The sequence below is a fragment of the Apilactobacillus ozensis DSM 23829 = JCM 17196 genome (genome assembly GCF_001435995.1).
Taxonomy (GTDB): domain Bacteria; phylum Bacillota; class Bacilli; order Lactobacillales; family Lactobacillaceae; genus Apilactobacillus; species Apilactobacillus ozensis.
The window spans coordinates 107,007-129,983 of the sequence record NZ_AYYQ01000035.1 but is presented as its reverse complement, the minus strand read 5'-3'; the positions used below and the strand labels follow the sequence as shown (position 1 = coordinate 129,983).

Sequence of the window (22,977 nt, the reverse complement as noted above, 5' to 3'; positions counted from 1 at the left end):
AACATTATTAGTATAACGAGGTGATATAGTTTTGAAAATAGATAATACTAAAAATTCTAAACAATTTGATATTTTAATGTTTATTTGGAAAAAAATCAATGAACAAGGTTACCCGCCTACAGTCAGAGAAATTGGAGATGCTGTATCTTTGTCATCGACTTCTACTGTTCATGGCCATCTAACACGTTTAGAAAAGAAAGAACTAATTAAACGTAATTCGGCTAAACCACGTGCAATAGAAATCACCCCTAAAGGAATTGAAATACTTGGGGTTAACAAAAACGTTAATAAGATTCCAATAGTAGGTACTGTAGCAGCGGGAAATCCCATCTTAGCTATTCAGGATACAAATGATTATTTCCCATTACCTAATAATTTCTATCAGTCTAGTGACCAACTATTCATGCTAAATATTCAAGGTGATAGCATGACTAAAATTGGCATTTTTGACGGCGATCAAGTTATCATAAGACGACAAGCGACCGCCGAAAATGGCGATATTGTCATCGCCATGAATGACAATAACGAGGCAACTTGTAAACGATTTTTTAAAGAAAGTGATCACTATCGACTTCAACCAGAAAATGACGATATGGCTCCAATTATACTAAAAAAAGTAACTATTTTAGGAATTGTAGTCGGATTATATCGCTCTCACATTAACTAAATAACCGGACCATTATATTTTTTAACAGGCATTTTATCAAAATCATATTTCTCTACATCTTCAAAAGTGGTTAAATAACTACTGATACTTTCAGAAATCATGAGATTGACGATGCCTGTTTTTTCATGAAATACAACTACCGGTTTTTTATTTGCTACCGCGTATCCAATTTCAAAGGCCGTTCCACTATCAACATTTTCACCAGTAAAATCAATTACTGCAAACACTAAGTCAGCTTTCAATATTTCATTGACATCTTCATGATATATTTTATTTGCCCATTCCGGAGTTCCTGGCTTTTCACCTGGCAAATTAGTAGTTCTAGGACTAAAAAAACTTTCGACAGTTGGGTTATTAGTTAATATATTTTCTAATTTTTCAATTCTTGATACCTGTTCATCATCAAAAAATGGACCAGCTAAGTATATTTTTTTCATAATACTAACCTCTTTCTAAATAAATTCGTTGATTATTCTTAACGCCAGATAATACAAAACGTGATAAATCATTTGATACATCCAATTCAATATCATTAACGATTGAGTTAGTCCATTGTTGGAATATTGTTTCATATCTACTAATACTAATTTTATGACGTTTTTCTAGCATATTTGTCAACTCAGTATTACTGTTGAATTTTTTAAAATTGGGTTGCAATGACATAGCGAAAAATTCACCTTGTGCACCTGAACCATAACTAAATAACCCAATTTTATCTCCTGATTTAAGTCCTTTTGAATTATTAACCAATGATAATAAGCTTAAATATAATGAACCCGTATACAAATTACCAACTTGTTCACTGTAAATTTTGCTAGCATCAAATCCTTTTTTTAAATTAACTTGGGATTCAATACTTGTTTCATCTAAAATTGAGCGTAACCCCTTAATGCCCATTTTTACATATGGTAAATGAAATACGAATGCCTTAAAGGAATTAACACCAACATTATTAATCTTCTTATAATTTTGCCAAGTTTTTTGAAAAAAGTCTACATATATGTTGTTAGAATAATGACCATCGACCAAAGCTTCTGTTTTATTTAACGGACGCCAAAAGTCCATAATATCTTCTGAGTGAAAAGAACTATCTCCATTGAAAGCTAAAATACTTGGGTTAGCACTGATAATCATTGCAACAGCGCCGCCCCCCTGTGTAACTTCACCAGGAGTATTTAATCCATATCTAGCAACGTCAGATCCAACCACAAGCGCCTTACTATTTGGATGTGCTTTTACATAATCTTTAGCCATTTGGATTCCAGCCGTAGCCCCATAACAAGCCTGTTTAATTTCAAAGGCTCGAGCATTTGAATTAAGTTTTAAAAGATTTTGCAAGTAAATTGCAGCAGATTTAGAGTTATCAACTCCTGATTCAGTTCCAAAAATAATTAAATCAATATCGTTTTTACAGTCACAAATAATTGGATAAGCTGCATTAGCTGCCATAGTTACAGCATCTTGGGTTACTGGTATAACTGATTGATTTTTTTGACCTATTCCAATCAAATATTTATTGGGATCCTCATTTCTAGCATTAGCTAAGTCATACATCGATATATACATATTTGGTGTAAAAAAGTTTATTTTATCAATTCCAACTTTCATCAAGTTTCCTCCTAATAAATTTTATAATATAAAAGCACACCAACATTGGTGTGCATATTAGCAAAATAATTAAATAAAATGAACTCTGTATTTATCAACATTATTTAAAGAGGTAATAACTTGACCTTCTTGTAAATCACCAGCATAAACGAATCCTTCGTGTTTATGACCAGTTGAAATGAAAGTCCATTGAATTACAGCATTACCTAAAAATCCTCCCGAAATTCGAACTCCAGAAAGCTGTCCAGTACTCTTGTCTGACAATTGTACTTCTTGATTACCTAAGTTTGGATTTATATTTAAGGTTAACATTGTACACTCCTTATAAAAATATGTAATACTATGATTAATATAACATATTTTTTACATAGTTTTATAATTAATTATAACATAACTAAATGTTATAATGTTTCATGTATAGAGAGGAGTATCTTTGATTGCCAAAAAATGATAGAAAAAATCAAGATAAATTAGAAAAAAAATTTAAAAGCCACTGGTATACAAAATGGTGGATATACGTTGTTTTAATATGCATATTTGTTTTATCATCTTACGTTTATAAAAAGGTTGAAAAACAAAGAAACAACAACCGAATTGCTCAAGAGCAAAAAATTAAAGCACCTAATACAGTTAATAATAATGTATTTTCAGGAGTTTCACAAAAACAAAGGCATAATGAATTAACTAACCATATCAACAATAAAATATTATTAAATAAAAAAATATATGGTGATTATAAAATTAGTTTTAATAAATCTGAATATCTAATAATTAATTTGCCTAAAAATAGTGATCTAATTAATCAATTAAATCATGGAACAACTGACACATGGGATAAAATGGCCCATAAACTATTAAAAGCTACGAAATGGATTAGTGGTAATTATGGTAAACAATACGCAAACATTGCTATAACTTATAACAATGAACAAAATAAGATATTTTTCTTAGCTCAAAACGGACATATAAAATTTAATGTGTCTGATAAAATAAAAGAAAACTTAAAAAATAAGTAAAAACAGGTAACTCATGTGAATATGGGTTACCTGTTTTTAAATTTATCAAGAAAAATTCTAACAAATGGCGAAAAAGCATTATAAGTTTTAACGTCATTGTATTGTCCATTGGTTTCGCCCCAAGCAGAAATTGAAGCACCAATATTGTTCTTACTTTTATCAATATCCTTGTTATGTTCATCATTCCAAATAGATGGATTCCAAGCTTTTAATTCATTTTTCCAGGTATTAAAAGAACTTTTTGTAAATGAACTTTTATCTAAAATAATGTATGTGTAATAGTTATTGCAATTTATGGTTTTAAAACCAGCACGATTTAGTTCGGGCATGGTAGCTCGTAAATGGACATTTTTATTATATTCATCTTTATCACTTACTTCACCGCTCAAGCTCCAATAATTAATTAAAATATTTTTATTATATTTATTAATAACTGACTTATGAAAACTATCATTCCACATCATCATGTTTAAGCCATGACTATTTATATAATCATCCATTTTATTAATATAGTTAACTACATCATTTTCATTTTTTTGATTATCAACTGATATTTCATCACCACCAATTGAAAAGTATGAATTTTTAGGCAGCATATCTACATATTCATTGAGTAATGTTTTACAAAAATCAATTGTTTCATTTTTTTGATAATACATTTCATTATATCCATCTGGATTCTTTATTTTATCAACAATTTGTTTGCCATTATCTGTATAGGACAATAATTTAAAAATGGATTGAGCGTGTCCTGGAACGTCAATTTCAGGAATTACTTCAACCTTATGTGTATAACCATAATCTATGATATCTAGCAACTGATTTTTAGATAAAAAAGCTAAGTTAGTATCGCGGTTATAATAAGTATTACCAACTATTTTTGCATTATCAACAGTTTGTCCTAAAGTACTGCTCTCAACACCAAATCGTTCGTTATCATTTAAATGCAATAATATATAATTGCCACCATGATCATGAATATCGTTAATGTATTTTTTTATGTAATCTGGAGAATGATAAACTCTAGCACAATCTAAGTTAACGCCATACATTTTATTTGATCTATCACTGTATACATTTAAACCTGGACTTAATGTTTTAATTAAAGAGATAACTACTAGTATTGTAAATAGTATAAATATTTTAATTTTCATGTTTTAATCCTTCTCTCAATAGTGATAATTATATCATCATAAGCGATAAATTTAATAAATTAAATATTTATGTAATAAAAAAGTCTAAAACTTATAAAAAGTTTTAGACTTTATATTTAAAGTAATTCTGCAAATACATCTTCTTGGCTATTTAAAAATTCATCACCTGGACCGATGTTAGTAACTTTTATATTTTTAACAGCTTTTTCTACCAAATCGTCAACATCAATATTACCCTCAAACATTCTAGCTTTTGAAGTATCAGGCTTGGTTTTAGGCGCTGGAGGTGTAAAAATAGTACAACAATCTTCAAATGGTAAAATAGATAAATCATAAGTACCAATTTTTTCAGCAATTTTAATGATTTCAGTCTTATCCATTGAAACTAAAGGTCTCAAAACGGGTAAATTTGTCACATCATTTATGGCCATCATACTTTCCAAAGTTTGTGATGCAACTTGCCCTAATGACTCACCTGTAAAGATACCCTTACAGTTACGTTGCCTGGTAATTACGTCAGCTATTTTTAACATCATTCGACGTTGGATGGTCATTAAATAACCTTCCGGAACTTTAGCTTTTATTTCTTCTTGAATCTCAGTAAATGGAACTTCGATAAATTGAACATTACCAGAAAATCTAGCAATTTTAGCAGTTAACTCTTTAGTTTTAGCTAAAGCTTGAGGACTAGTATATGGCGGACTGTAAAAATGAATCATATCAATTTTAACTCCTCTTTTCATTCCCAAGTAAGCAGCTACTGGTGAATCTATTCCACCAGATAGCATCATAGTAGCCTTACCGCCAGTTCCTACTGGTAAGCCTCCAGCACCTTCAATTGTGGAGCTAGATAAAAAGATTCCATTCATTCTGACATCAGCTTCTAAAACTATGTCTGGATTCTTCATTTTAACTTTAATACCATTCACATTATTTAATACATAACCACCCAAAGCATCATTTATTTCTCTAGTGTGCAATGGGAAATTTTTATCCTGACGTCTAGTTTTAATCTTGAAAGTCATTCCTGGCTTAAATTGTTCTTGAATCATAGATACAGCAAATTCTTTTGCCTTATCTATATCTTTTTCAATCCTTATAGCTGGCGAAAAATTTTCAATACCAAAAACGCCCTTCAGACGCTCAATTACTTTATCAGAATCTTCACCATTTAGCTTAACGTGTAATCGATCATGTTGAGCTAAAATATGCAGACTACTAAAATCTTTTAAAGCATGTCTTACATTATTTCCTAGCTGTTGAATAAAGTCTTTTCGGTTTTTACCTTTAGTAGATAATTCACCGTAACGAACCATTATTTCAGAGTACTTCATGAAGTTATCCTTTCTTTTTATAAAGTTAACCATTTATTTTACTGAATTTTGCATATAAAACATCAAAAACTTGGTTAAATTGTCGTGCCTCTTCAATCGTATTGTTTTCGTCTAATGAAACCCTAACTGCACTATCAGACAAAGATTGTGGAACCTCCATCGCATTTAGTGTTCCTGAAGTTTCTTTTTTCTTTGACGAACAAGCACTAGTGGTAGAAATATAAATACCATTATCTTCAAAAGCATGTACAATGGTTTCACCCCTAACTCCAGAAATTGCAAAGCAGAGTATATGTGGAGCAAACTCTTTTTCATCTAATTTAGAAAAAATAGTCACATTTTCAAATTTATCTAAATGATTATATATTATTTTCTTAATAGATATTTGATTATTAACGCTCGAAGATTCATCTTCCATTAGTAATCTTAGCGATTTAGCCATCGATGCAATTGCGGGTAAGTTTTCAGTTCCACTACGCAAATTACTTTCTTGTCCTCCGCCATCCATCAACGATTCAATGTGACGACCAAATTTTTTATATATGAAACCAATTCCACGTGGAGCATGAAACTTGTGACCTGAAAAAGTCAAGAAATCAATTCTATTATTTTTTAGAATATAATTCAACCCTTTTCCGATTCCCTGAACTGCATCGACATGAAAATGAATACTTGGAAAATTTTTTAAAACTTCAGCAGCTTCGACGATTGGTTGGATTGATCCAATTTCATTATTTACTAACATAATAGATACTAAAATAGTATCTTTACGGATTGCAGACTTAAGAGCTGATAATGATATCCTACCGCTTTTGTCAACTGGCAAATAAGTAACATCGTATCCTTGTTTTTCTAATTGCTTGCAAGTATTGATAACAGCTGGATGTTCAATAGATGTCGTAATAATGTGCTTGCCATATTGTTGCTTAGCTAAGGCAGTCCCTTTAATTACCCAGTTATCACCTTCCGTGCCACCGCTAGTAAAATATATTTCGTTAGTTCTCACGTTTAATAAATTAGCAATTTGTTTTCTTGATTGTTGTAAAAGCTGAAAAGATTTTTCACCAAAATCATGTAAACTTGATGGGTTACCCCAAATACTTTCTGAAACTTTTACATAAGTATCTAAAGATTCAGAGTTAACTTTTGTAGTTGCACTATTATCAAAATAAATCATTTAATTCACTAGTCTCCCAATTAATAGAACTATTATATATATCTAGGCAAATAAAAGCAAAGAAAAAATAACTAAATAATTTAGTTATTTTTTTCTCTGTTATATTCAGATTGTACTCGCTTTAGTAAACCTGGTTCAACTTTTTCTAAAGCTGTCGCAATAGTTTCTAAACTTTTATCATATTCGTAAGTATTATCAAAATAATTTTTAGCTTTTTCACAAGCCAACGAAACGTTCTCATTATCATTTTTATAGTGATTAGAGTATTGCATTAGACGTTCAGATAAAGCTGCATTGTCAACAATTGACTGCGTTATGTGCAATAATTCCTGCATATCCTCACTAACCAAAGAAAGCTTCTTATTAATAAAGTCCATACTGATTTTATCTTGATTAATATCTCTGGACAAGTCTTTAACTCGTTTGTAAAGAGCGTCATATTTTTCTAAATAATCTTTACTTACTCCAGGTAAATTTAGCCTATCGATTTCCCTCTGCATATTTAATAAGTTTAATTCAAACTGTTGAACTGACTCGCGCGCCTTAATCTCTTCATCATTTAAATCAGCAACAGAATCATTAATATCTCTTTGTTCTTTTTCAATTTTACTTAAGTTGGTTTTAGCTTCTTGTTGATTAGACAATATTTCAGAATAAACTGCTTCGCCAGACTTAAATAATTGATAATCAGTTTTATAAATGCTGTATATCTCATTAATAGCATTTGCGAAGCTTTTAGCATTTTTAATTTCATCGTGTTCAAGAGTATAATTTTTGCTTAATCTCTCTAGCTCTGCCATTAAAGCGTTATTTTGTTTTTGAGCATGAAAAATAAAATCATGAACTATCTTCATGTTTTTAATAACTTTCTTTTTAGCTAAAATTTCTTTTTCCATCTCTTCGTACATATAATCAATATGGTCTGAAATAGCATTATTATAAGAAACCACTTTTCCAATCTCTAAATCCTTCAAAAGTCTTAGTGATTCACTTACTTTAGCCTCAAGTTTAGAAATTAAGACTTCAAAATTATCATCTGAAAAACGATAAGATTCTTCAATCATTTTTTTATGACCAGCTTTTATCTCACTAAGCTGACTAGGAAATGTTTTATTAAGACTCTTGTATAAATTAGGAATATTTTCCATTAAATGCTTAATTTGTTTAAAATGATTATCTACTGTGCCTAACATTTTTTCCGCTGAGCTGTGATCACCACTATGCACCAACTTAGTAAACTGATTAATCTCTTTTTCTAATTTTCCAAGATTATCTTCAATTTTTGCTGCACTATCACCATATAAATAATTTTCATTAAGAATTTTTTTATTGTATTGCTTAAATTCTTTATTGAACTCTCTAATATTTTTAGTGTGCTTTTCATTTAACTTTTCAAAATCAGAAAGTTCTATTTTTAACACCTGTAAGCGTTTATTTATCGACTCAATTTGCGATAAGTTTCGCTTTTGTAAATTATTGGCAGATATAATTTTGTAATTATGTGCAAACTTTTTAGCCTTAGAAAGTGCGTCTTTTATGCTATTAATCTCTACATCAAAAATTACGTTATATTTCTTAGAGTAATCTTTAAACTGCTTTAGTGATTCTCCGTTTAATTTCAATTTTTTTATATTTTTAAAGTCATTTTCAAGAGAATTATTAATAACACTATTTAACTTTTCTTCGGTTCTTTTTATATTCTTTTGTAGGCTATATCTAGCAGTATAGAAAATGAGCCCCAAAATAATGAGAATTATTATAATAATTATTAAAGCTAAAGTTAATATGTGGTTAGACATTGTGTTATCCGTCTCCTCGTAATTTTAATCTTAAAATAAAAAGTATGTATTAATTGATTTTTATTGTAGCAAATAATAGAATCGTTAAATAACATTATATCATATTGAAAACATAGTCCAATACATAATTTGAAAGGAGTTCATACATGAATAAAAATATTTTGAATAAGCAACTATCAGCACTAATTGGAATAGAAACTGATAAATGGGCTAATATGGCTAACATGTCAGCTTTTATAATGCAATTTATTGATGATATTAATTGGGTTGGGTTTTATCGCTACGAAGAAAATAACGATGAGTTAATTTTAGGACCCTTTCAAGGAAAAATGGCTTGCGTGCACATTAAAAATGGTCAGGGCGTCTGTGGTAAGGCTTTTAAAACACAGGAAACACAACGCATAAGCAATGTTCATGATTTTAAAGGACATATTGCATGTGATGCTGATAGCATGTCAGAACTAGTTATCCCCTTAGGAAAATTTGGCGTATTAGATATTGATTCGCCCAAAAAAAGTAGATTTTCAGAAAATGATCAATCACTATTAGAATCAATGGCAAATATATTCATTAAAACATTGACAAATTAATAATAATTAAGTAGAATAATCAACGTGTAAAATAATGCAGCAGTGTATGGTAAGCTCGTCAACATATTGATGCCATATTGGTTCTACAAGTACCCCTACGGCTGCTGGGGTGAAAGTTGCAAAACAATATGCACGAATACTAAATACACAAAAGATTATTTTACTCCAAAAAAATTATTGGAGGAACTTTTTATGTCTAGATATACAGGTCCAAGTTGGAGAATTTCACGTCGTCTTGGTATTTCTTTATCAGGTACTGGTAAAGAATTAGCTCGTCGTCCTTATGCACCAGGAGATCACGGTCAAGGTCGTCGTCAAAAACTTTCAGAATACGGTCTTCAATTAAAGGAAAAACAAAAGCTACGTTTTATGTATGGAATGACTGAACGTCAATTCTCATCACTATTCGTTCGTGCAGGTAAAATCAGAGAAGGTCGTCATGGTGATAACTTTATGATTTTACTAGAACGTCGTTTAGATAACGTTGTTTACCGCTTAGGTTTGGCTACTACTCGTCGTCAAGCTCGTCAACTAGTTAACCATGGTCACATTACTGTTGATGGTAAACGTGTAGATATTCCTTCATACGAAGTTAAAGTAGGACAAGTTGTTAGTGTTCGTGAAAAATCAAAAGACTTACAAATCATTAAAAATGCTGTTGAAGCCGTTGTTGGACGTCCTCAATACGTTGAATTTGATGCTGATAAGCTAGAAGGTTCTCTAACTAGATTACCTCAACGTGATGAAATGAATGCTGATATTGATGCTTCACTTATCGTTGAATACTACAACAAACTATAATTTATTTATATTTTGTTGCCAAAAGCGTTTTGCATATGCAAGGCGCTTTTTTATTATACTTTTAATTGTTAATATTATAGTTAATAATTAACTTATAGGAGGAATTAAAATGAGTTCTAATGATAATGTAAAAGGTCGATTAGACCAATCAGTTAGTGGTACATCCCCAAAAATAAATCCAGATGAGCAAAGAAAATATTTAGGTACATTTAGAGAACGTGTTTCTTTAGGTATCAAAGTTAAAGATTTATCAGATAAATATGCAATTAAATGTCTAGTAAACGAATTTCAAAAGAACAGTGATTACCAAATAATTCTTAATGGTAATATTGGTCATGATTTACTATCTCCATTCATTAAATTAGCATCCCAAAACAATATAAAATTTACTGTAAAAAATGATTCTTTTTATAAAGACGGTGCCGATGACTACGGTGTTATATACGCTAACAAATCAGCAATAAATATTGATAAGATTGATTATAAAGAAAAATATCCTAAAAAACAGGCAAACGTAAATAGTAAAGAAACTAAAGATAAAAAAGGATTTCTCAGTAAATTGTTAAATATTTTTAAATAGGAGGTCATTATTTGAAGCCCCTAGCCTATCGCATGCGGCCTAAAAACATTAGTCAAATTGTAGGTCAACAACATTTAGTTGGAAAAAATAAAATTATTTATCGTATGGTTAAATCTAAAACACTATCTTCAATGATTTTATATGGCCCCCCTGGTACAGGAAAAACTAGCATTGCTAGTGCTATTGCCGGAACTACTAAGTATGCGTTCCGAATTTTAAACGCTGCCACTGATACTAAAAAAGATTTACAAGCAATTGCTGAAGAATCTAAAATGAGCGGTACCGTAATTCTATTACTAGATGAAATTCATCGACTAGATAAAACTAAACAAGACTTTTTACTGCCATTAATGGAAAGTGGCAAAATTATTCTAATTGGTGCAACTACAGAGAACCCATATATTAGCATTAATCCAGCGATTAGAAGTAGAGCTAGCATTTTTGAAGTATTTTCTTTGAAACCTAATGACATTAGTGAAGCAATTAAAAGATCTATTAAAGATAAAACTAATGGTTTAGGTCAATATAATGTAAATATTTCAGAGAATGCAATTAAATTTTTGTCTGAAGGAACTAATGGTGATTTAAGAAACGCTTTAAATACGTTAGAAATTATTGTTATGTCAGGATTGTCTGAAAAAAAGGTCGTAAACATTTCATTAGCTGATGTAGAAGACTGCTTACAAAAGAAACCTATTGCTGGTGATAAAAATGGTGATAGTCACTATAACGTTATTTCAGCTTTTCAAAAATCTATTCGTGGATCAGACGTCAACGCTGCTCTTCACTATGCAGCTCGATTAATATGTTCTGGCGATTTGCAATCACTTTGCAGAAGACTAATGGTAATTGCCTACGAAGATATTGGTTTAGCTAATCCAAGTGCTTGTAATCGGACCATCCAGGCCATTGATGCTGCTAATCAATTAGGCCTGCCAGAGGGACGAATTCCCATTGCTGACGCTATAATTGAGCTATGCTTATCTCCTAAATCTAATTCCGGAATGTTGGCAATTGATAAAGCCATTGAACGTGTTGAGCAAAATAATTATGGAAACATTCCAAGTTACTTAAAAGATAATCACTATTATGATGCAAAAAAGATGGGTGTTGGAAAAGATTACAAATATCCACACAACTACCCAAACGACTGGGTAAAACAGCAATATCTACCCGACAAAATAAAAGACGATTGCTACTATATACCAAAGAATAATGGAAAATTTGAAACTGCTTTTGAGCAACAATACAATAAACTGCTAAAAGCTCAAAATTTTAATAACAATAGTTAATTAACGAGGTATTTATAAATGACAGCAATAATTATATTAATGATAGTGTTTGCCGCTTTACAATTAGTTGTAGGTTTATTTTTATTTAAGCATCAAAATAAACCATTTATGTCTTTTCATCCAGAAAAAAATAACATTCTAAGTCAAATAATTAAAAACTTTAGTTTTATCTTCTTAAGCACGTTTGTGATAACTTTAATTTCAATAATAATATCGAACATTGTGTTTATGATGATAGTACTTTTTGTTGGTTGCATGGTTGTCATGGCACTACAACTCACCCTATCAAAATTTTTCTTAAAGTAAGTGCTTATGCTTATACATTTTTTAAAAATAAAGTAAAATATAGGTTGCGAGGTGATTGTTATGTTGCAAGATTACAACAATATTTTAGTACCAATTGATGGATCCAAAAATGCCGAATTAGCTTTTAACAAAGCTCTGGAAGTAGCTAAACGTAATAAGGCTCATCTACATTTAGTTCACGTGGTAGATGAAAGAGCTTTTCAAAACTTATCCAGTTTTGATGCTAAAATGATAGAAGAAATTACTGAAAGTTCTAAAAAAACTCTCGAAAAATATTTAAAGAAAGCAAAAGATTTTGGTTTAGATGGTACTGACTATTCAATAGAATATGGATCACCTAAAGTTGTCATAGCTAAGGATGTTGTAGGTAAACTAAAAATCGATTTAATTATGATGGGTGCAACTGGACTTAACTCAGTTGAAAGATTTTTAATTGGATCAGTTACCTCTTTCGTAACTAGGGTTGCAAAATGCGATGTTTTAATTGTAAGGACTGACTTAGATAATAAATAATTTAATAATTATAAAAAGGCACATTAGAAGTTTATATTTCTTCCAATGTGCCTTTTTTGAATTGAATATATAATTTCTTGGAAATAGCAACAGACATATCATTTTTATAGAAGCTACCCAAATCCAACGCAAATTTTAAATGTTTGAAAGCTTCAATGTTATTATCTAGCTTAAATAGGCTTATAGCCTTTAAATTTTTCAATTCACAGAGCTTAAATGCAACAAAATTTCTTTTAATATTTGATATTACAGAGCCATAAAATCTTAAAGACTCTTCATACATACCTAGGAGCTGATAATTTTCAATTATTTTTGAGTAAAGCAATGTTAAAAATTTACCATTATGCTCATCAAAATCAATTTTGGACAAATCATAACTTAAAGAATTTATTTGAGAAAGTAAATGTCTTACATCAAGTTGTTTTTGAACAAGATAGATTTCTAAAATGCCAACTGATGCACCAATGCTGTAAACATTGTTAGGAATATTTTTACAAAGCCTAATAACTTGATTATAAAAAAACATTGCTTGATTTAAATCTTTATGTAAATGAAATTGTAAGTAACCATTACAATAGTTGTACTTAATTCGATTCGTCTTGGAATCAATCAAATCATAATTAACATTCTGCAAATAGTCACTAGCTTTTAACCACTGGTTACTAAAAATGTAATTATCAACATCTTCTGAATGGTTAAAATTATTTTCTGAACCATTTACTACTTCGTCGATCGATATATCTAACTTTTTACATATAGAGCTTACGGTACTAATGCTAGGACAACTACCATTTTTTTCAATTGTACTAATGTTAGGCTGTGTACAAATTCCCTTACACAATTGCATTTGGGTTAACCCTCTAGATTCCCTGTACTTTTTTATAACATCGCCTTTTATATTCAAATTGTTATAAGCTCCTTTTATAATATTTAAAATATGACATAAATAAATATTATATTATAACATCAGTATTTTTTCAACAAAAAAAGATAATATCATAATTATAGATATTATCTTTTTTTATTAATTATGAAAGTGGTTTAAAATCATGAATAATTTCAGCTTTTCTACTAAATTCATCGAAAGCAAGTTTAATTAGACGATCAATTAGTTCAGTATAACTAATTCCTGAAGCTTCCCATAGTTGTGGATACAAGCTAATATTTGTAAATCCTGGTAGCGTATTAACTTCACCTAAGTATGGTATATCATCTTTAGAAACTAAAAAGTCAATTCTAGCCATCCCTTTCAATCCTAAAGCTCGATAAGCAGCTAGTCCCATCTCTGTAATTTCTTTAGATAATTTATCTGATACTTCAACTGGAATATCAAATTGAACTTGACTTGCATCAACAAATTTATTGTCATAAGTATAAAATGCATCATCTTCTGGAACTTTAATTGCACCTAAGCACGAAGCAATCGGATTTTCATTACCTAATATTGAGATTTCTAATTCTCTTGGACCGTCAATAGCTTGTTCAGCAAGTATCTTATAATCATATCTAAAAGCATCACTTAAGCTATCTTCATATTCTTTTTCATTCGTTACTTTATGAATACCTACTGATGAACCTTGGTTAGCAGGTTTCAAAAAGATAACTTTACCTAATTTTTGACTTAACTTATCATAATTCCAGTCATCTTTATTGAAAGGTGTAATAAGTTCATACTTAGTATTTCGTATTCCATTTAAATTAAGCATTTTTTTAGTAATATCTTTATCAAATCCCATAGCAGATTCTAAGATACCACTACCAACATAAGGTTTATTCATTAATCTTAATAATCCTTGAATAGTACCATCTTCACCTAAATTACCGTGAATAATGGGGAAAAATACGTCTATATCTTTCACTTTAGATAAGTTAATAATGTTAGCTAATGGATTAGATTGATCTAATTTAGGTAATTCTTCAGCAACTACATCGTCTTCATTTTCACCATTAAAAACACGGTGTGAAGCCTCGTTACTCAAGATGACACCATTTTTGGTAATTAAAAACAAACTGATATCGTACTTATCTTTATCCATTGCATCGTAAATGTTATGTGCAGATCTTTTTGAAACATCATGTTCGGATGAATTCCCACCGAATAATAATGCTAAATGTAATTTTTTATTCAATTAAATCCCGTCCCATCTATAAATCTAAGAAACTTAATTATAGCATTGTTTACTTAAAAAATATATTAAAAAAGTAGCTCTAATCTTTATAAATTTGAATTTTAGAATTAAATTTATAACTTAAGGTAGCTAATATTAAATCAACAATTAGCATATCAAAGGCAAATAAAAACGGATTAAAGTATAGACCTTGCTTTACAACATTTATCCCAAAAATAGAAAGAATAAACTTACCCAGTGAAAATATGAGATTGTTACCGCCAACATACTGTAAATATGCAATTATAAAACCAATCATAAATGGAATTGCAAAAACTAAAGCAACAATCACAAAGATTAATATTCTTCTAACTTTTTTAGTAAACATCAAGTAAAAATTATTCAGCGCCATAAAAAAGAATGTTGAAGATAACGTTAATAAAATAGACAACAAGAAAGCCATAAAGAAATTAAGAATTGGATTATGAAAATAAGAATATAAAGAAACGTCTCCGTATAAATTGTATGGGATAAAATTATTGCCACTTTTAAAAACATATGGTTTTTCAATTAGCATTAAAGCAAAAGATACTATTTCTATTATTAAAACAAAACCACAAAGGAGTAAAGTTCTAGTTTTCCAATATGATTTTCTAGAAATTCCGTTAGATATTGCAAATCTAAAATTTGTATTATTAAATAAAGTATTTATTATTAATGAAATACCCAGAGAAATAGTGATGAAATCAGGAGAAATTCCAGTAAAAACATCACCAAATGAAAAATTACCCGTAAAGATACGTAAAACAATCGGTAAAATCCAAAACAATAATAAGAAATAGAAGAAAACCCAAAACGTAATATTTATATAACTATGAATCAAATAATTTTTTAATTTTAAATGCATCATAACAACTCCCTCGAAAAATCTATTCTTTATCAGTCAAATTAACAAATAATTTTTGTAAATCTATATTAGATATAGTAACTGTATCAGGAATAGGCTTATCATTTAACTCACCAAAAATATAATTTGATTTTATTTTTCCAAGTGCTTCTGATCCAACTATATTCAACCCATCTGTATATTCATCTACCTGAGAAGCAGGCCCTGTAACCGCATAAGAAGAGGCTAAAATATTTTCTGTAGAGTCATCTATTAATATTTTACTATTTTTAATTACAATTACATTACTAATAATATTGGCGATTTCTTCAATAATATGTGTCGATATAACAAATGTTCTAGGTCTATCACTATAAGTTTGAATTAAAGCGTTATAAAAAACATCCCTATTTTTAGCGTCCAAGCCTAAAATAGGTTCATCCAAAAATATATAATCAGCAGGTACACATAACGCCACTATTATCTTAACAATAGAATTATATCCTGTAGAAAGATTTCCAAATTTACTATTTAAGTTCAATTTAAATTCATCAGATAATTTTTTACATAAATCATTATTAAAATCTTTATATATGTCCGATACCCAATGAAATAAATCCTTAATTTTAAATTTATCTGGATAAACATCAATCTCACTAGTTAAATAAACTTTTGACAAATTTTCGTCATTATCATGAATAGTAGAACCATTAAGTGTTATTGAACCACTATTACTAAATTTACGGTCAGCTATAATGTTCATAAGCGTACTTTTACCAGCACCATTACGTCCTAATAATCCATAAATTTTCTCAGGTTCAATCTTTAAACTAACGTTATCTAAAATAACATCTTTACGAAAACTTTTAACTAAGTTTTTAATTATGATACCTTCGCTCATGCTTTATACCCCCGCTTAATTAAATTAATTATTTGAATTTCATCAATATTTAAATTTTTAGCTTCATGTACTAAATTGACAATATAATCATTATAAAAATTTTCTTGTCGATTCTTTATAATCTTGCTTTGTGCACCTACACTAACAAAAGTACCTCTACCACGTCGTTTTTCTAACAGTTTATTGTCAACTAATATGTTCATACCCTTTAAAACTGTCGCAGGATTAATTTGGAAATTTTTAGAAATTTCAGTTGTAGATGGAATCTGACTGCCCTCTTTAAAAGTTCCTGTAAAAATAGCATCTTCAATTTGTTCTGCTACCTGCAAAAAAATAGGTTTAGCACTATTAAAATTAAACTTCATCAATCTTTCACCTCAATCTAATAAAAAGATTTTTTAGGTTTGTTACTGTTGTAACTAACTATATATTCAAAACATTAATCTGTCAATAATTACATAAAAAAAGAGTTGAAATTTTCAACTCTTATAATTACTATTTAACGTTTCCTGCTGGTAAAACTGCTCCATGATATTTATTTTTAATCCATTGTTGGGTTTCCTTTGACTGCAACGCTTTTAATAATAGTCTAATTGCACGACTATGCTCGTTATCTTTCCTAGCTACTAAAATATTATTGTAGGGAGAATTAGGAGAAGATTTTTGCAAGGCAATTGAATCTTTATCTGGATTAAGTCCACTTTGCACTGCATAATTTGAGTTGATAGCAACTGCATCACCCTCATTATGCTGATAAATCATTGGCATTAACTTAGCTTCATAACCAGTTTTAAATTTTAAATGTTTAGGATTCCAACTTATGTCAGAAAAATTAGCCTGTTCAACTTTAACGCCTTTTTTTATTTTAATTAAACCGTTTTGTTGAAACAATTGAATAATTCGACCATAATCTGGAGCATTACTACTTACTAAAATAGTTGCACCATCTTTTAAATCAGCCAGTTTTTTAACTTTTTTAGAATATATGCCCATCGGTTCCAAATGAACTGGACCTACATTGACTAAATTTCCATGATATTCTTTATTCCAAGTATCTAAGAAAGGTATGGTTTGAAAATAATTAGCATCAGTTTGCTTACCTACTAGAGCACGATTAGGTAAAACATAATCTTGAAAAGTCTTAATGTCTAATTTTATGCCTTCTTTTTTTAGTTGTGGAGCAACATGTCTTAAAATTTCAGCATGTGGAATGTTAGAAGCTCCTACAATCAAAGTATTTTTAGATTCATAGGTTCCCGGACCAACCGAAATTAAACCAATAAGGGCTAAAAATAGACAAATAATGACTGTAATTTTTTTCATAATTGTCTTTCTCCTCCCTATTTTATAAAGCTCTTTTGTCTACATGTTTAACTAATAAGTCACCTACAAATTGAATAATTAAAACAATTAGTAAGATAATAACTGTAGCGACCAATGTAACTGTATTGTTGTTAGATTGAAAACCATCTAAATATGCTAAATAACCAAGTCCACCAGAACCAATTGCTCCAGCCATTGCTGTATAAGAAATAAGTGAAATAGCAGTTACCGTTCCACCAGCGATTAATGCTGGCATACTTTCAGGTAATAAAACTTTCCAAATTACATCCCAACTGGTTCCACCCATAGACTTAACTGCTTCAATTACCCCAGCATCAATTTCTCTAAAATCGGCTTCAACCATTCTAGCATAGAATGGAGCTGCTGAAATTACTAATGAAGGAATTGCTGCCTTTGGTCCAATGATTGTCCCCACTAAATTTTGCGTAAATGGTAATAATAAAACAATTAAAATGATGAACGGAATTGAGCGAAAAACATTAACTAAAAACGAAACCAACCAATTAATAGCTTTATAACCGATTCCTTTTTTATCACTAGTTTCAAATAAAATTAAACCCAATGTAATTCCTACAAAAATGACGATAATCATAGAAATGGCAGTCATCCAAACTGTTTCCCAAGTAGCTTGTTGCATTGAGCTCCAATTAACATTTTTAAATTGAAAATAAGATTGAATTCCCTGATTATTCATGACTTATCACCTCAGTTTCGATTTTCAATGATTTCAAATAGTTAAGTGCTGCTTGTTGTTCTTCTGCATTTTTACTTTGTAAATGTATAATTAAAGATCCAATAGAACCACCTTGGATTTGATGAATCGAACCTTCTAAAATACTAATATCAACTGAATTAAACTTCCTTAATAATTGAGAAATGATTGGTTTTTGAGCTTTATCACCATTAAAAGTAAGCTTAACAATAATCCCGTTAGGATATTCTTTAATTAGATTATTAACAGTCGAGTTTAAATCATCTGCATTTACATTCGAATCTTCATTAACAAAACGTTTAGTAATTTCTTTTTGCGGGTTATTAAAAATGTTAACGACATTACCCTGTTCAACTACTTGACCTTTTTCCATTACAGCAACTTGTTCAGCCACTTTTCTAATTGCATGCATTTCATGAGTAATAAGCAAAATAGTTAAATTTAATTTTTTATTAATGTCCAATAATAAATCTAAAATTTCATCCGTTGTTTGGGGGTCTAATGCACTAGTGGCTTCGTCAGAAATTAAAATTTCAGGGTCATTAGCTAAGGCTCTAGCAATTCCCACTCTTTGCTTTTGACCACCAGACAATTCGGATGGATAATCATTTTCACGACCTTCTAACCCTACCAACTTAACTAGATTTAATGCTTTTTGATGGCGTTGCTCTTTTTTTACCCCTGCAATTTCTAAAGGCAATTCAACATTTTGAATAATTGTTCTAGACCATAATAAATTAAAATGTTGGAAAATCATTCCAATTTTTTTACGTTCTTCTCTCAAATCGTGATTATTTTGTTTTAAAATATTTTTCCCATTAATCAGAATTTCACCACTACTTGGAGTTTCAATTCCATTAAGCATTCTAACTAAAGTGCTTTTTCCGGCACCAGAATAACCAATAATTCCAAATATTTGTCCATCGTCAATTTTTAAATTAACGTTGTTAACAGCTGTTAATTCCGAGTTACTTAAGTGGTATTTTTTAGAAACCTGTTTAAACTCAATCATTAAAATAATTCTCCTTTCGTATAAAAAAAGCTTTCCACCTATACTATAAAAAAATTATAGTAAAGGGTGAAAAGCTTCACGTTACCACCTTTATATTATAGTTATTTCACAATAACTAACTTAGCAAGTTAAGATAGAAATCTTAACTTTGGCATTATAATGCTTGCCAAACACTACAGGCTCATAAAATTATACTTACCTATAATTTTTTTACGAAGGACCATATTCAATAAGGTGAGCTCTCCCTTTTTCACCAAATCAGGGCTCTCTAATGCAGCCAACGCCTATTTACTCATCCCACAATCAATTTTTAACAAAGTATATATAAAGTGTAATAAAAAGTCAATTAAATTGTTTATTTTAAATGAAATCTTTTTGTCCGCTAAACATATAACCACGGTTGTGATATTGCATGGACATAATTAAACCAATTCCAATCATATTACCAATCAATGCCGAACCACCTTGACTAACAAATGGCAACGGAATTCCAGTTAGTGGTAATAAACCAATACTCATACCAATATTTTCAAAAACATGGAATAAAATCATCATAATAATTCCGGTGGATATATATGCGTAGTAGACATTCTTAGTTTGAAATGTAACCTTAATCATCTGATATATTAATAAGAAATACAACAAGATTAGTAATAAGCCACCAATGAATCCAAAATTTTCACCTACTACTGAAAAAATCATATCTGATTCTCGAACTGGAACGTATACATGTGACACATTAAAACCAGTTCCGTGAATACCACCAGAACCAATAGCTTTGATACTTTGCCATAGTTGGTAGCCAGAACTACTTAGGTTACTAGCTGGATTAAGCCAATCATCAACACGATTAAATTGATATTCTTGGAAGCCAATTGACTCTAAAAATTTTCTACCACCAGGTATAATTACCATTAGTAATGCTGTTCCACCTAAAGTAGCAGCAGCAGTAAAAGCTGGCACGATAATTTTCCAAGTAACACCTGAAATAATCACCATACCACTAAGAATTGCCAAGAATACTAACATAGTTCCAAAATCATTTTCTAATTTTAACAGTACACAAATAGGTAAAGTCCATAAAACCATTTTACCAATTAAAATAAAATCATTTTTGACACTATGATAATTAAAAGCGTTATTATGTTCAACAATTACTCTAGCTAACATAACCACAAATGCTGGTTTCATAACTTCAGCCGGTTGAAAAGTTAAAGGCCCAATCTTGAACCAACTTTTAGCACCCGTTTGTACATAGAAATAACGACTGTAAAAAATTAGCAAGGCTCCTAATAACAATAAAGCCCCCCAATAAATAATTGGCGCTACTTTCCATAGCTGTTCCGAATCAAACTGCATCATAATAATAACAATGCCAACTCCGATTGAATACCAAATAACTTGCATAATAAGCTGCTTAACAATGTTATTAGAACTAGAATCATGTGACATTGCAATAAAAATCGAGCCTAGACCTACCAATGCTAACATTAAAACGCAGAAAATAATTCCCCAATCAATACGGTTATCTTCCTCGTTTGATTTTTGATTTTTTGTAACCAATTGAAACGTCCCCTTTTACATCATAATGACTTCAAAAGGCGTCATTAATTTTTGTGTAAGTGATATTCGCTTAAAAGAACTTCAATTCCTTCATCAGCATTTTTTACACGAAAAACGTCATCATTTGATGATGTAACTTCATACTTATTATTTTCAATTTCACGAATTTTACCGATGCTTTCATTGCCTACTTTAAGAACATCGTAAACATCACCGTTTATTTTTTCGCTTTCCAGTTGAACTTGAATGTTTTTTTTACTTTTTGACATACTTACCTCCAAAATAAAAATAGTCGACTTAATATCGGCTACTTTAAGTTAATTGAGCGACGATATTGATCTCTTGCTCGCTTATTTCTATAAATTGAAAACTTATCAGGTACTGGATCATATCCCCCCTTAATAAAGGGGTTGCATCTGATAATTCTGGATATCCCCATTATTAAACCTAAAATAACTCCATGCTTTTGCAAGGCAGTTATCATATATGTAGAACAAGAAGGATAGTATCTACAAGTCGGTGGAAACAATGGTGATATAAACTTTTTATAAAAATTTACTAGTAAGATTAATATAGTTCTCATTATTCTTCACTAGCGTTAATTAATTTACTTTCTTTACCAGCTTTACTAATATGTTCTAATAATGCACCAGCACCCTTAGCAACATTGTTCAAAGGATTTTCTGAAATAACTACCGGCACTGTTAAAACATCAGCAATGGCCTTATCAATTCCCTTAAGTAAAGAACCACCACCAGTTAACATAACTCCACGATCAACTATATCTGATGCTAATTCAGGTGGCACTACTTCCAAAACATCTTTAGCAGCAGTAATGATTTGATTTACAGTGTCTGATAGTGCTTCACCAATTTCTTTACTAGTTAGCGTTAGTGACTTAGGCATTCCTGTAACTGCATCACGACCTCTAACTTCCATAGTTTTAGAGTCGTCTGAGTTTGTATCAGCATTACCAATTGTCATTTTAATTTTTTCAGCAGTGTGTTCACCGATAATTAAACTATGGTTATTTTTAACGTAATTAACAATATCAAAGTTCATCTGGTCACCAGCTAAACGAATTGAATTACTTGCAACAATATCACCTAATGACAGTACTGCAATATCTGAGGTTCCACCACCAATATCGATTACCATGTTACCTTTTGGTTGGAAAATATCCATTCCGGCACCAATGGCGGCAACTTTAGGTTCTTCTTCTAGATAGACCTTACCACCACCTGATTTTTCAGCAGCTTGAATAATTGCTTTTCTTTCGATATTAGTAATATTTGTTGGTGCACAAATCATAGTTTTAGGTTTAGACATAAAACCTTTAACATTTAATTTATTAATAAAGTAAGTTAGCATTTTTTCAGTTACATCAAAATCTGAAATTACACCATCTTTTAGAGGTCTAATTGCTCGGATGTTACTAGGCGTTCTACCTACCATACGGTAAGCTTCTGAGCCCACTGCCAATACTTTGTTAGTTTGAACATCAATTGCCACTACTGATGGTTCATTTAAAACTATTCCTTTTCCTGTTACATATATAAGAACGTTAGCTGTTCCCAAATCGATGCCAATATCTTTTGCCATCATTGTTCCTCC

The 22,977-nt window shown here is 30.2% G+C and carries 27 protein-coding genes; 8 read left to right on the top strand and 19 right to left on the bottom strand.

The annotated features are described in order from the left end of the window. The first annotated feature begins 37 nt into the window (after nt 1-37). Nucleotides 38-667 carry a transcriptional repressor LexA gene (lexA, locus tag FD06_RS06100; RefSeq protein ID WP_082605332.1) on the top strand — a complete coding sequence of 210 codons (630 nt, stop codon included), beginning with the start codon at nt 38-40 and terminating at the stop codon, nt 665-667. On the opposite strand, the gene FD06_RS06095 is transcribed toward lexA, so the two are convergent. The 3 genes from FD06_RS06095 to FD06_RS06085 form a co-directional block, all read right to left on the bottom strand. Next, the gene (locus FD06_RS06095) at nt 664-1,104 is read right to left on the bottom strand and encodes a nucleoside 2-deoxyribosyltransferase (protein WP_056966779.1); all 441 of its coding nucleotides are present in this window, start codon (nt 1,102-1,104) and stop codon (nt 664-666) included. The two genes, lexA and FD06_RS06095, sit on opposite strands and share 4 nt — an antisense overlap. 4 nt (nt 1,105-1,108) lie before the next feature. Beyond that, nucleotides 1,109-2,275: a hydroxymethylglutaryl-CoA synthase gene (locus tag FD06_RS06090; protein ID WP_056966776.1), complete on the bottom strand. Its 1,167-nt coding sequence runs from the start codon at nt 2,273-2,275 to the stop codon at nt 1,109-1,111. A 69-nt stretch (nt 2,276-2,344) separates the two neighbouring features. After that, nucleotides 2,345-2,587 (bottom strand): hypothetical protein, encoded by a 243-nt coding sequence (locus tag FD06_RS06085; protein ID WP_054656959.1) that lies wholly within the window; start codon nt 2,585-2,587, stop codon nt 2,345-2,347. 125 nt (nt 2,588-2,712) lie between these two features. Here FD06_RS06085 and FD06_RS06080 point away from each other — a divergent pair, with 125 nt between their 5' ends. Beyond that, nucleotides 2,713-3,291 (top strand): hypothetical protein, encoded by a 579-nt coding sequence (locus tag FD06_RS06080; RefSeq protein ID WP_056966774.1) that lies wholly within the window; start codon nt 2,713-2,715, stop codon nt 3,289-3,291. 26 nt (nt 3,292-3,317) lie between these two features. On the opposite strand, the gene FD06_RS06075 is transcribed toward FD06_RS06080, so the two are convergent. The 4 genes from FD06_RS06075 to FD06_RS06060 all read right to left on the bottom strand — a co-directional run bounded on the left by FD06_RS06075 (nt 3,318) and on the right by FD06_RS06060 (nt 8,755). Continuing rightward, nucleotides 3,318-4,445 (bottom strand): family 20 glycosylhydrolase, encoded by a 1,128-nt coding sequence (locus tag FD06_RS06075; RefSeq protein WP_056966772.1) that lies wholly within the window; start codon nt 4,443-4,445, stop codon nt 3,318-3,320. A 116-nt stretch (nt 4,446-4,561) separates the two neighbouring features. Then, on the bottom strand, nt 4,562-5,779 hold the full coding sequence (gene thiI, locus FD06_RS06070; RefSeq protein ID WP_056966770.1) for a tRNA uracil 4-sulfurtransferase ThiI: 1,218 nt from the start codon (nt 5,777-5,779) through the stop codon (nt 4,562-4,564). 25 nt (nt 5,780-5,804) lie between these two features. After that, nucleotides 5,805-6,956, bottom strand: a complete 1,152-nt coding sequence (locus tag FD06_RS06065; RefSeq protein WP_056966768.1) for a cysteine desulfurase family protein — start codon at nt 6,954-6,956, stop codon at nt 5,805-5,807. An 80-nt stretch (nt 6,957-7,036) separates the two neighbouring features. After that, nucleotides 7,037-8,755: a septation ring formation regulator EzrA gene (locus FD06_RS06060; protein WP_056966766.1), complete on the bottom strand. Its 1,719-nt coding sequence runs from the start codon at nt 8,753-8,755 to the stop codon at nt 7,037-7,039. A 146-nt stretch (nt 8,756-8,901) separates the two neighbouring features. Here FD06_RS06060 and FD06_RS06055 point away from each other — a divergent pair, with 146 nt between their 5' ends. From FD06_RS06055 to FD06_RS06030, 6 genes are all read left to right on the top strand, one after another. After that, the gene (locus tag FD06_RS06055; protein ID WP_054656974.1) at nt 8,902-9,345 is read left to right on the top strand and encodes a GAF domain-containing protein; all 444 of its coding nucleotides are present in this window, start codon (nt 8,902-8,904) and stop codon (nt 9,343-9,345) included. Nucleotides 9,346-9,537: 192 nt separating this feature from the next. Beyond that, a complete protein-coding gene (gene rpsD / locus FD06_RS06050) occupies nt 9,538-10,146 on the top strand; it encodes a 30S ribosomal protein S4 (RefSeq protein ID WP_054656976.1) in 609 nt (202 codons plus the stop codon). 109 nt (nt 10,147-10,255) lie between these two features. After that, nucleotides 10,256-10,726 (top strand): YueI family protein, encoded by a 471-nt coding sequence (locus FD06_RS06045; protein WP_056966764.1) that lies wholly within the window; start codon nt 10,256-10,258, stop codon nt 10,724-10,726. A 32-nt stretch (nt 10,727-10,758) separates the two neighbouring features. Next, a complete protein-coding gene (locus FD06_RS06040) occupies nt 10,759-12,018 on the top strand; it encodes a replication-associated recombination protein A (RefSeq protein WP_056966933.1) in 1,260 nt (419 codons plus the stop codon). Nucleotides 12,019-12,036: 18 nt separating this feature from the next. Continuing rightward, nucleotides 12,037-12,324 carry a hypothetical protein gene (locus FD06_RS06035; RefSeq protein ID WP_054656980.1) on the top strand — a complete coding sequence of 96 codons (288 nt, stop codon included), beginning with the start codon at nt 12,037-12,039 and terminating at the stop codon, nt 12,322-12,324. Between the two features lie 60 nt (nt 12,325-12,384). Beyond that, a complete protein-coding gene (locus FD06_RS06030) occupies nt 12,385-12,837 on the top strand; it encodes a universal stress protein (protein ID WP_056966762.1) in 453 nt (150 codons plus the stop codon). A 31-nt stretch (nt 12,838-12,868) separates the two neighbouring features. Here FD06_RS06030 and FD06_RS06025 read toward each other — a convergent pair whose 3' ends face one another. The 12 genes from FD06_RS06025 to mreB form a co-directional block, all read right to left on the bottom strand. After that, nucleotides 12,869-13,741 (bottom strand): helix-turn-helix domain-containing protein, encoded by an 873-nt coding sequence (locus FD06_RS06025; protein WP_056966760.1) that lies wholly within the window; start codon nt 13,739-13,741, stop codon nt 12,869-12,871. 124 nt (nt 13,742-13,865) lie between these two features. Next, a complete protein-coding gene (locus tag FD06_RS06020; RefSeq protein WP_056966759.1) occupies nt 13,866-14,966 on the bottom strand; it encodes a D-alanine--D-alanine ligase family protein in 1,101 nt (366 codons plus the stop codon). Between the two features lie 79 nt (nt 14,967-15,045). After that, nucleotides 15,046-15,852 carry a hypothetical protein gene (locus FD06_RS06015; protein WP_056966757.1) on the bottom strand — a complete coding sequence of 269 codons (807 nt, stop codon included), beginning with the start codon at nt 15,850-15,852 and terminating at the stop codon, nt 15,046-15,048. Between the two features lie 22 nt (nt 15,853-15,874). Then, nucleotides 15,875-16,732 (bottom strand): ATP-binding cassette domain-containing protein, encoded by an 858-nt coding sequence (locus FD06_RS06010; protein ID WP_056966755.1) that lies wholly within the window; start codon nt 16,730-16,732, stop codon nt 15,875-15,877. Then, a complete protein-coding gene (locus FD06_RS06005) occupies nt 16,729-17,097 on the bottom strand; it encodes a GntR family transcriptional regulator (RefSeq protein ID WP_056966753.1) in 369 nt (122 codons plus the stop codon). The genes FD06_RS06010 and FD06_RS06005 overlap by 4 nt, the downstream gene beginning before the upstream one ends. A 130-nt stretch (nt 17,098-17,227) precedes the next feature. Continuing rightward, entirely contained in the window at nt 17,228-18,055 is an 828-nt protein-coding gene (locus tag FD06_RS06000) for a MetQ/NlpA family ABC transporter substrate-binding protein (protein WP_056966751.1), read from the bottom strand. A gap of 22 nt (nt 18,056-18,077) precedes the next feature. Further along, on the bottom strand, nt 18,078-18,770 hold the full coding sequence (locus FD06_RS05995) for a methionine ABC transporter permease (protein WP_056966749.1): 693 nt from the start codon (nt 18,768-18,770) through the stop codon (nt 18,078-18,080). Beyond that, on the bottom strand, nt 18,763-19,800 hold the full coding sequence (locus FD06_RS05990; protein ID WP_056966747.1) for a methionine ABC transporter ATP-binding protein: 1,038 nt from the start codon (nt 19,798-19,800) through the stop codon (nt 18,763-18,765). Before FD06_RS05990 ends, FD06_RS05995 begins: the two co-directional genes overlap by 8 nt. A 360-nt stretch (nt 19,801-20,160) precedes the next feature. Beyond that, complete coding sequence (locus FD06_RS05985) at nt 20,161-21,363, bottom strand: FtsW/RodA/SpoVE family cell cycle protein (RefSeq protein WP_056966745.1); 1,203 nt, start codon at nt 21,361-21,363, stop codon at nt 20,161-20,163. Nucleotides 21,364-21,407: 44 nt separating this feature from the next. Next, nucleotides 21,408-21,632 (bottom strand): DUF2969 family protein, encoded by a 225-nt coding sequence (locus tag FD06_RS05980; protein ID WP_054656987.1) that lies wholly within the window; start codon nt 21,630-21,632, stop codon nt 21,408-21,410. 38 nt (nt 21,633-21,670) lie between these two features. Further along, complete coding sequence (yidD, locus tag FD06_RS07535) at nt 21,671-21,946, bottom strand: membrane protein insertion efficiency factor YidD (RefSeq protein ID WP_082605321.1); 276 nt, start codon at nt 21,944-21,946, stop codon at nt 21,671-21,673. After that, a complete protein-coding gene (gene mreB / locus FD06_RS05975; protein ID WP_054656989.1) occupies nt 21,946-22,965 on the bottom strand; it encodes a rod shape-determining protein in 1,020 nt (339 codons plus the stop codon). Before mreB ends, yidD begins: the two co-directional genes overlap by 1 nt. Between the last annotated feature and the right edge of the window lie 12 nt (nt 22,966-22,977).

Bases quoted from the DNA above. Each gene is read 5' to 3' on its own strand.
- FD06_RS06095 (WP_056966779.1), bottom strand. From the start codon at position 1,104: ATGAAAAAAATATACTTAGCTGGTCCATTTTTTGATGATGAACAGGTA.
- FD06_RS06090 (WP_056966776.1), bottom strand. From the start codon at position 2,275: ATGAAAGTTGGAATTGATAAAATAAACTTTTTTACACCAAATATGTAT.
- FD06_RS06085 (WP_054656959.1), bottom strand. From the start codon at position 2,587: ATGTTAACCTTAAATATAAATCCAAACTTAGGTAATCAAGAAGTACAA.
- FD06_RS06075 (WP_056966772.1), bottom strand. From the start codon at position 4,445: ATGAAAATTAAAATATTTATACTATTTACAATACTAGTAGTTATCTCT.
- thiI (WP_056966770.1), bottom strand. From the start codon at position 5,779: ATGAAGTACTCTGAAATAATGGTTCGTTACGGTGAATTATCTACTAAA.
- FD06_RS06065 (WP_056966768.1), bottom strand. From the start codon at position 6,956: ATGATTTATTTTGATAATAGTGCAACTACAAAAGTTAACTCTGAATCT.
- FD06_RS06060 (WP_056966766.1), bottom strand. From the start codon at position 8,755: ATGTCTAACCACATATTAACTTTAGCTTTAATAATTATTATAATAATT.
- FD06_RS06055 (WP_054656974.1), top strand. From the start codon at position 8,902: ATGAATAAAAATATTTTGAATAAGCAACTATCAGCACTAATTGGAATA.
- rpsD (WP_054656976.1), top strand. From the start codon at position 9,538: ATGTCTAGATATACAGGTCCAAGTTGGAGAATTTCACGTCGTCTTGGT.
- FD06_RS06045 (WP_056966764.1), top strand. From the start codon at position 10,256: ATGAGTTCTAATGATAATGTAAAAGGTCGATTAGACCAATCAGTTAGT.
- FD06_RS06040 (WP_056966933.1), top strand. From the start codon at position 10,759: ATGCGGCCTAAAAACATTAGTCAAATTGTAGGTCAACAACATTTAGTT.
- FD06_RS06035 (WP_054656980.1), top strand. From the start codon at position 12,037: ATGACAGCAATAATTATATTAATGATAGTGTTTGCCGCTTTACAATTA.
- FD06_RS06030 (WP_056966762.1), top strand. From the start codon at position 12,385: ATGTTGCAAGATTACAACAATATTTTAGTACCAATTGATGGATCCAAA.
- FD06_RS06015 (WP_056966757.1), bottom strand. From the start codon at position 15,852: ATGCATTTAAAATTAAAAAATTATTTGATTCATAGTTATATAAATATT.
- FD06_RS06010 (WP_056966755.1), bottom strand. From the start codon at position 16,732: ATGAGCGAAGGTATCATAATTAAAAACTTAGTTAAAAGTTTTCGTAAA.
- FD06_RS06005 (WP_056966753.1), bottom strand. From the start codon at position 17,097: ATGAAGTTTAATTTTAATAGTGCTAAACCTATTTTTTTGCAGGTAGCA.
- FD06_RS06000 (WP_056966751.1), bottom strand. From the start codon at position 18,055: ATGAAAAAAATTACAGTCATTATTTGTCTATTTTTAGCCCTTATTGGT.
- FD06_RS05995 (WP_056966749.1), bottom strand. From the start codon at position 18,770: ATGAATAATCAGGGAATTCAATCTTATTTTCAATTTAAAAATGTTAAT.
- FD06_RS05990 (WP_056966747.1), bottom strand. From the start codon at position 19,800: ATGATTGAGTTTAAACAGGTTTCTAAAAAATACCACTTAAGTAACTCG.
- FD06_RS05980 (WP_054656987.1), bottom strand. From the start codon at position 21,632: ATGTCAAAAAGTAAAAAAAACATTCAAGTTCAACTGGAAAGCGAAAAA.
- yidD (WP_082605321.1), bottom strand. From the start codon at position 21,946: ATGAGAACTATATTAATCTTACTAGTAAATTTTTATAAAAAGTTTATA.
- mreB (WP_054656989.1), bottom strand. From the start codon at position 22,965: ATGGCAAAAGATATTGGCATCGATTTGGGAACAGCTAACGTTCTTATA.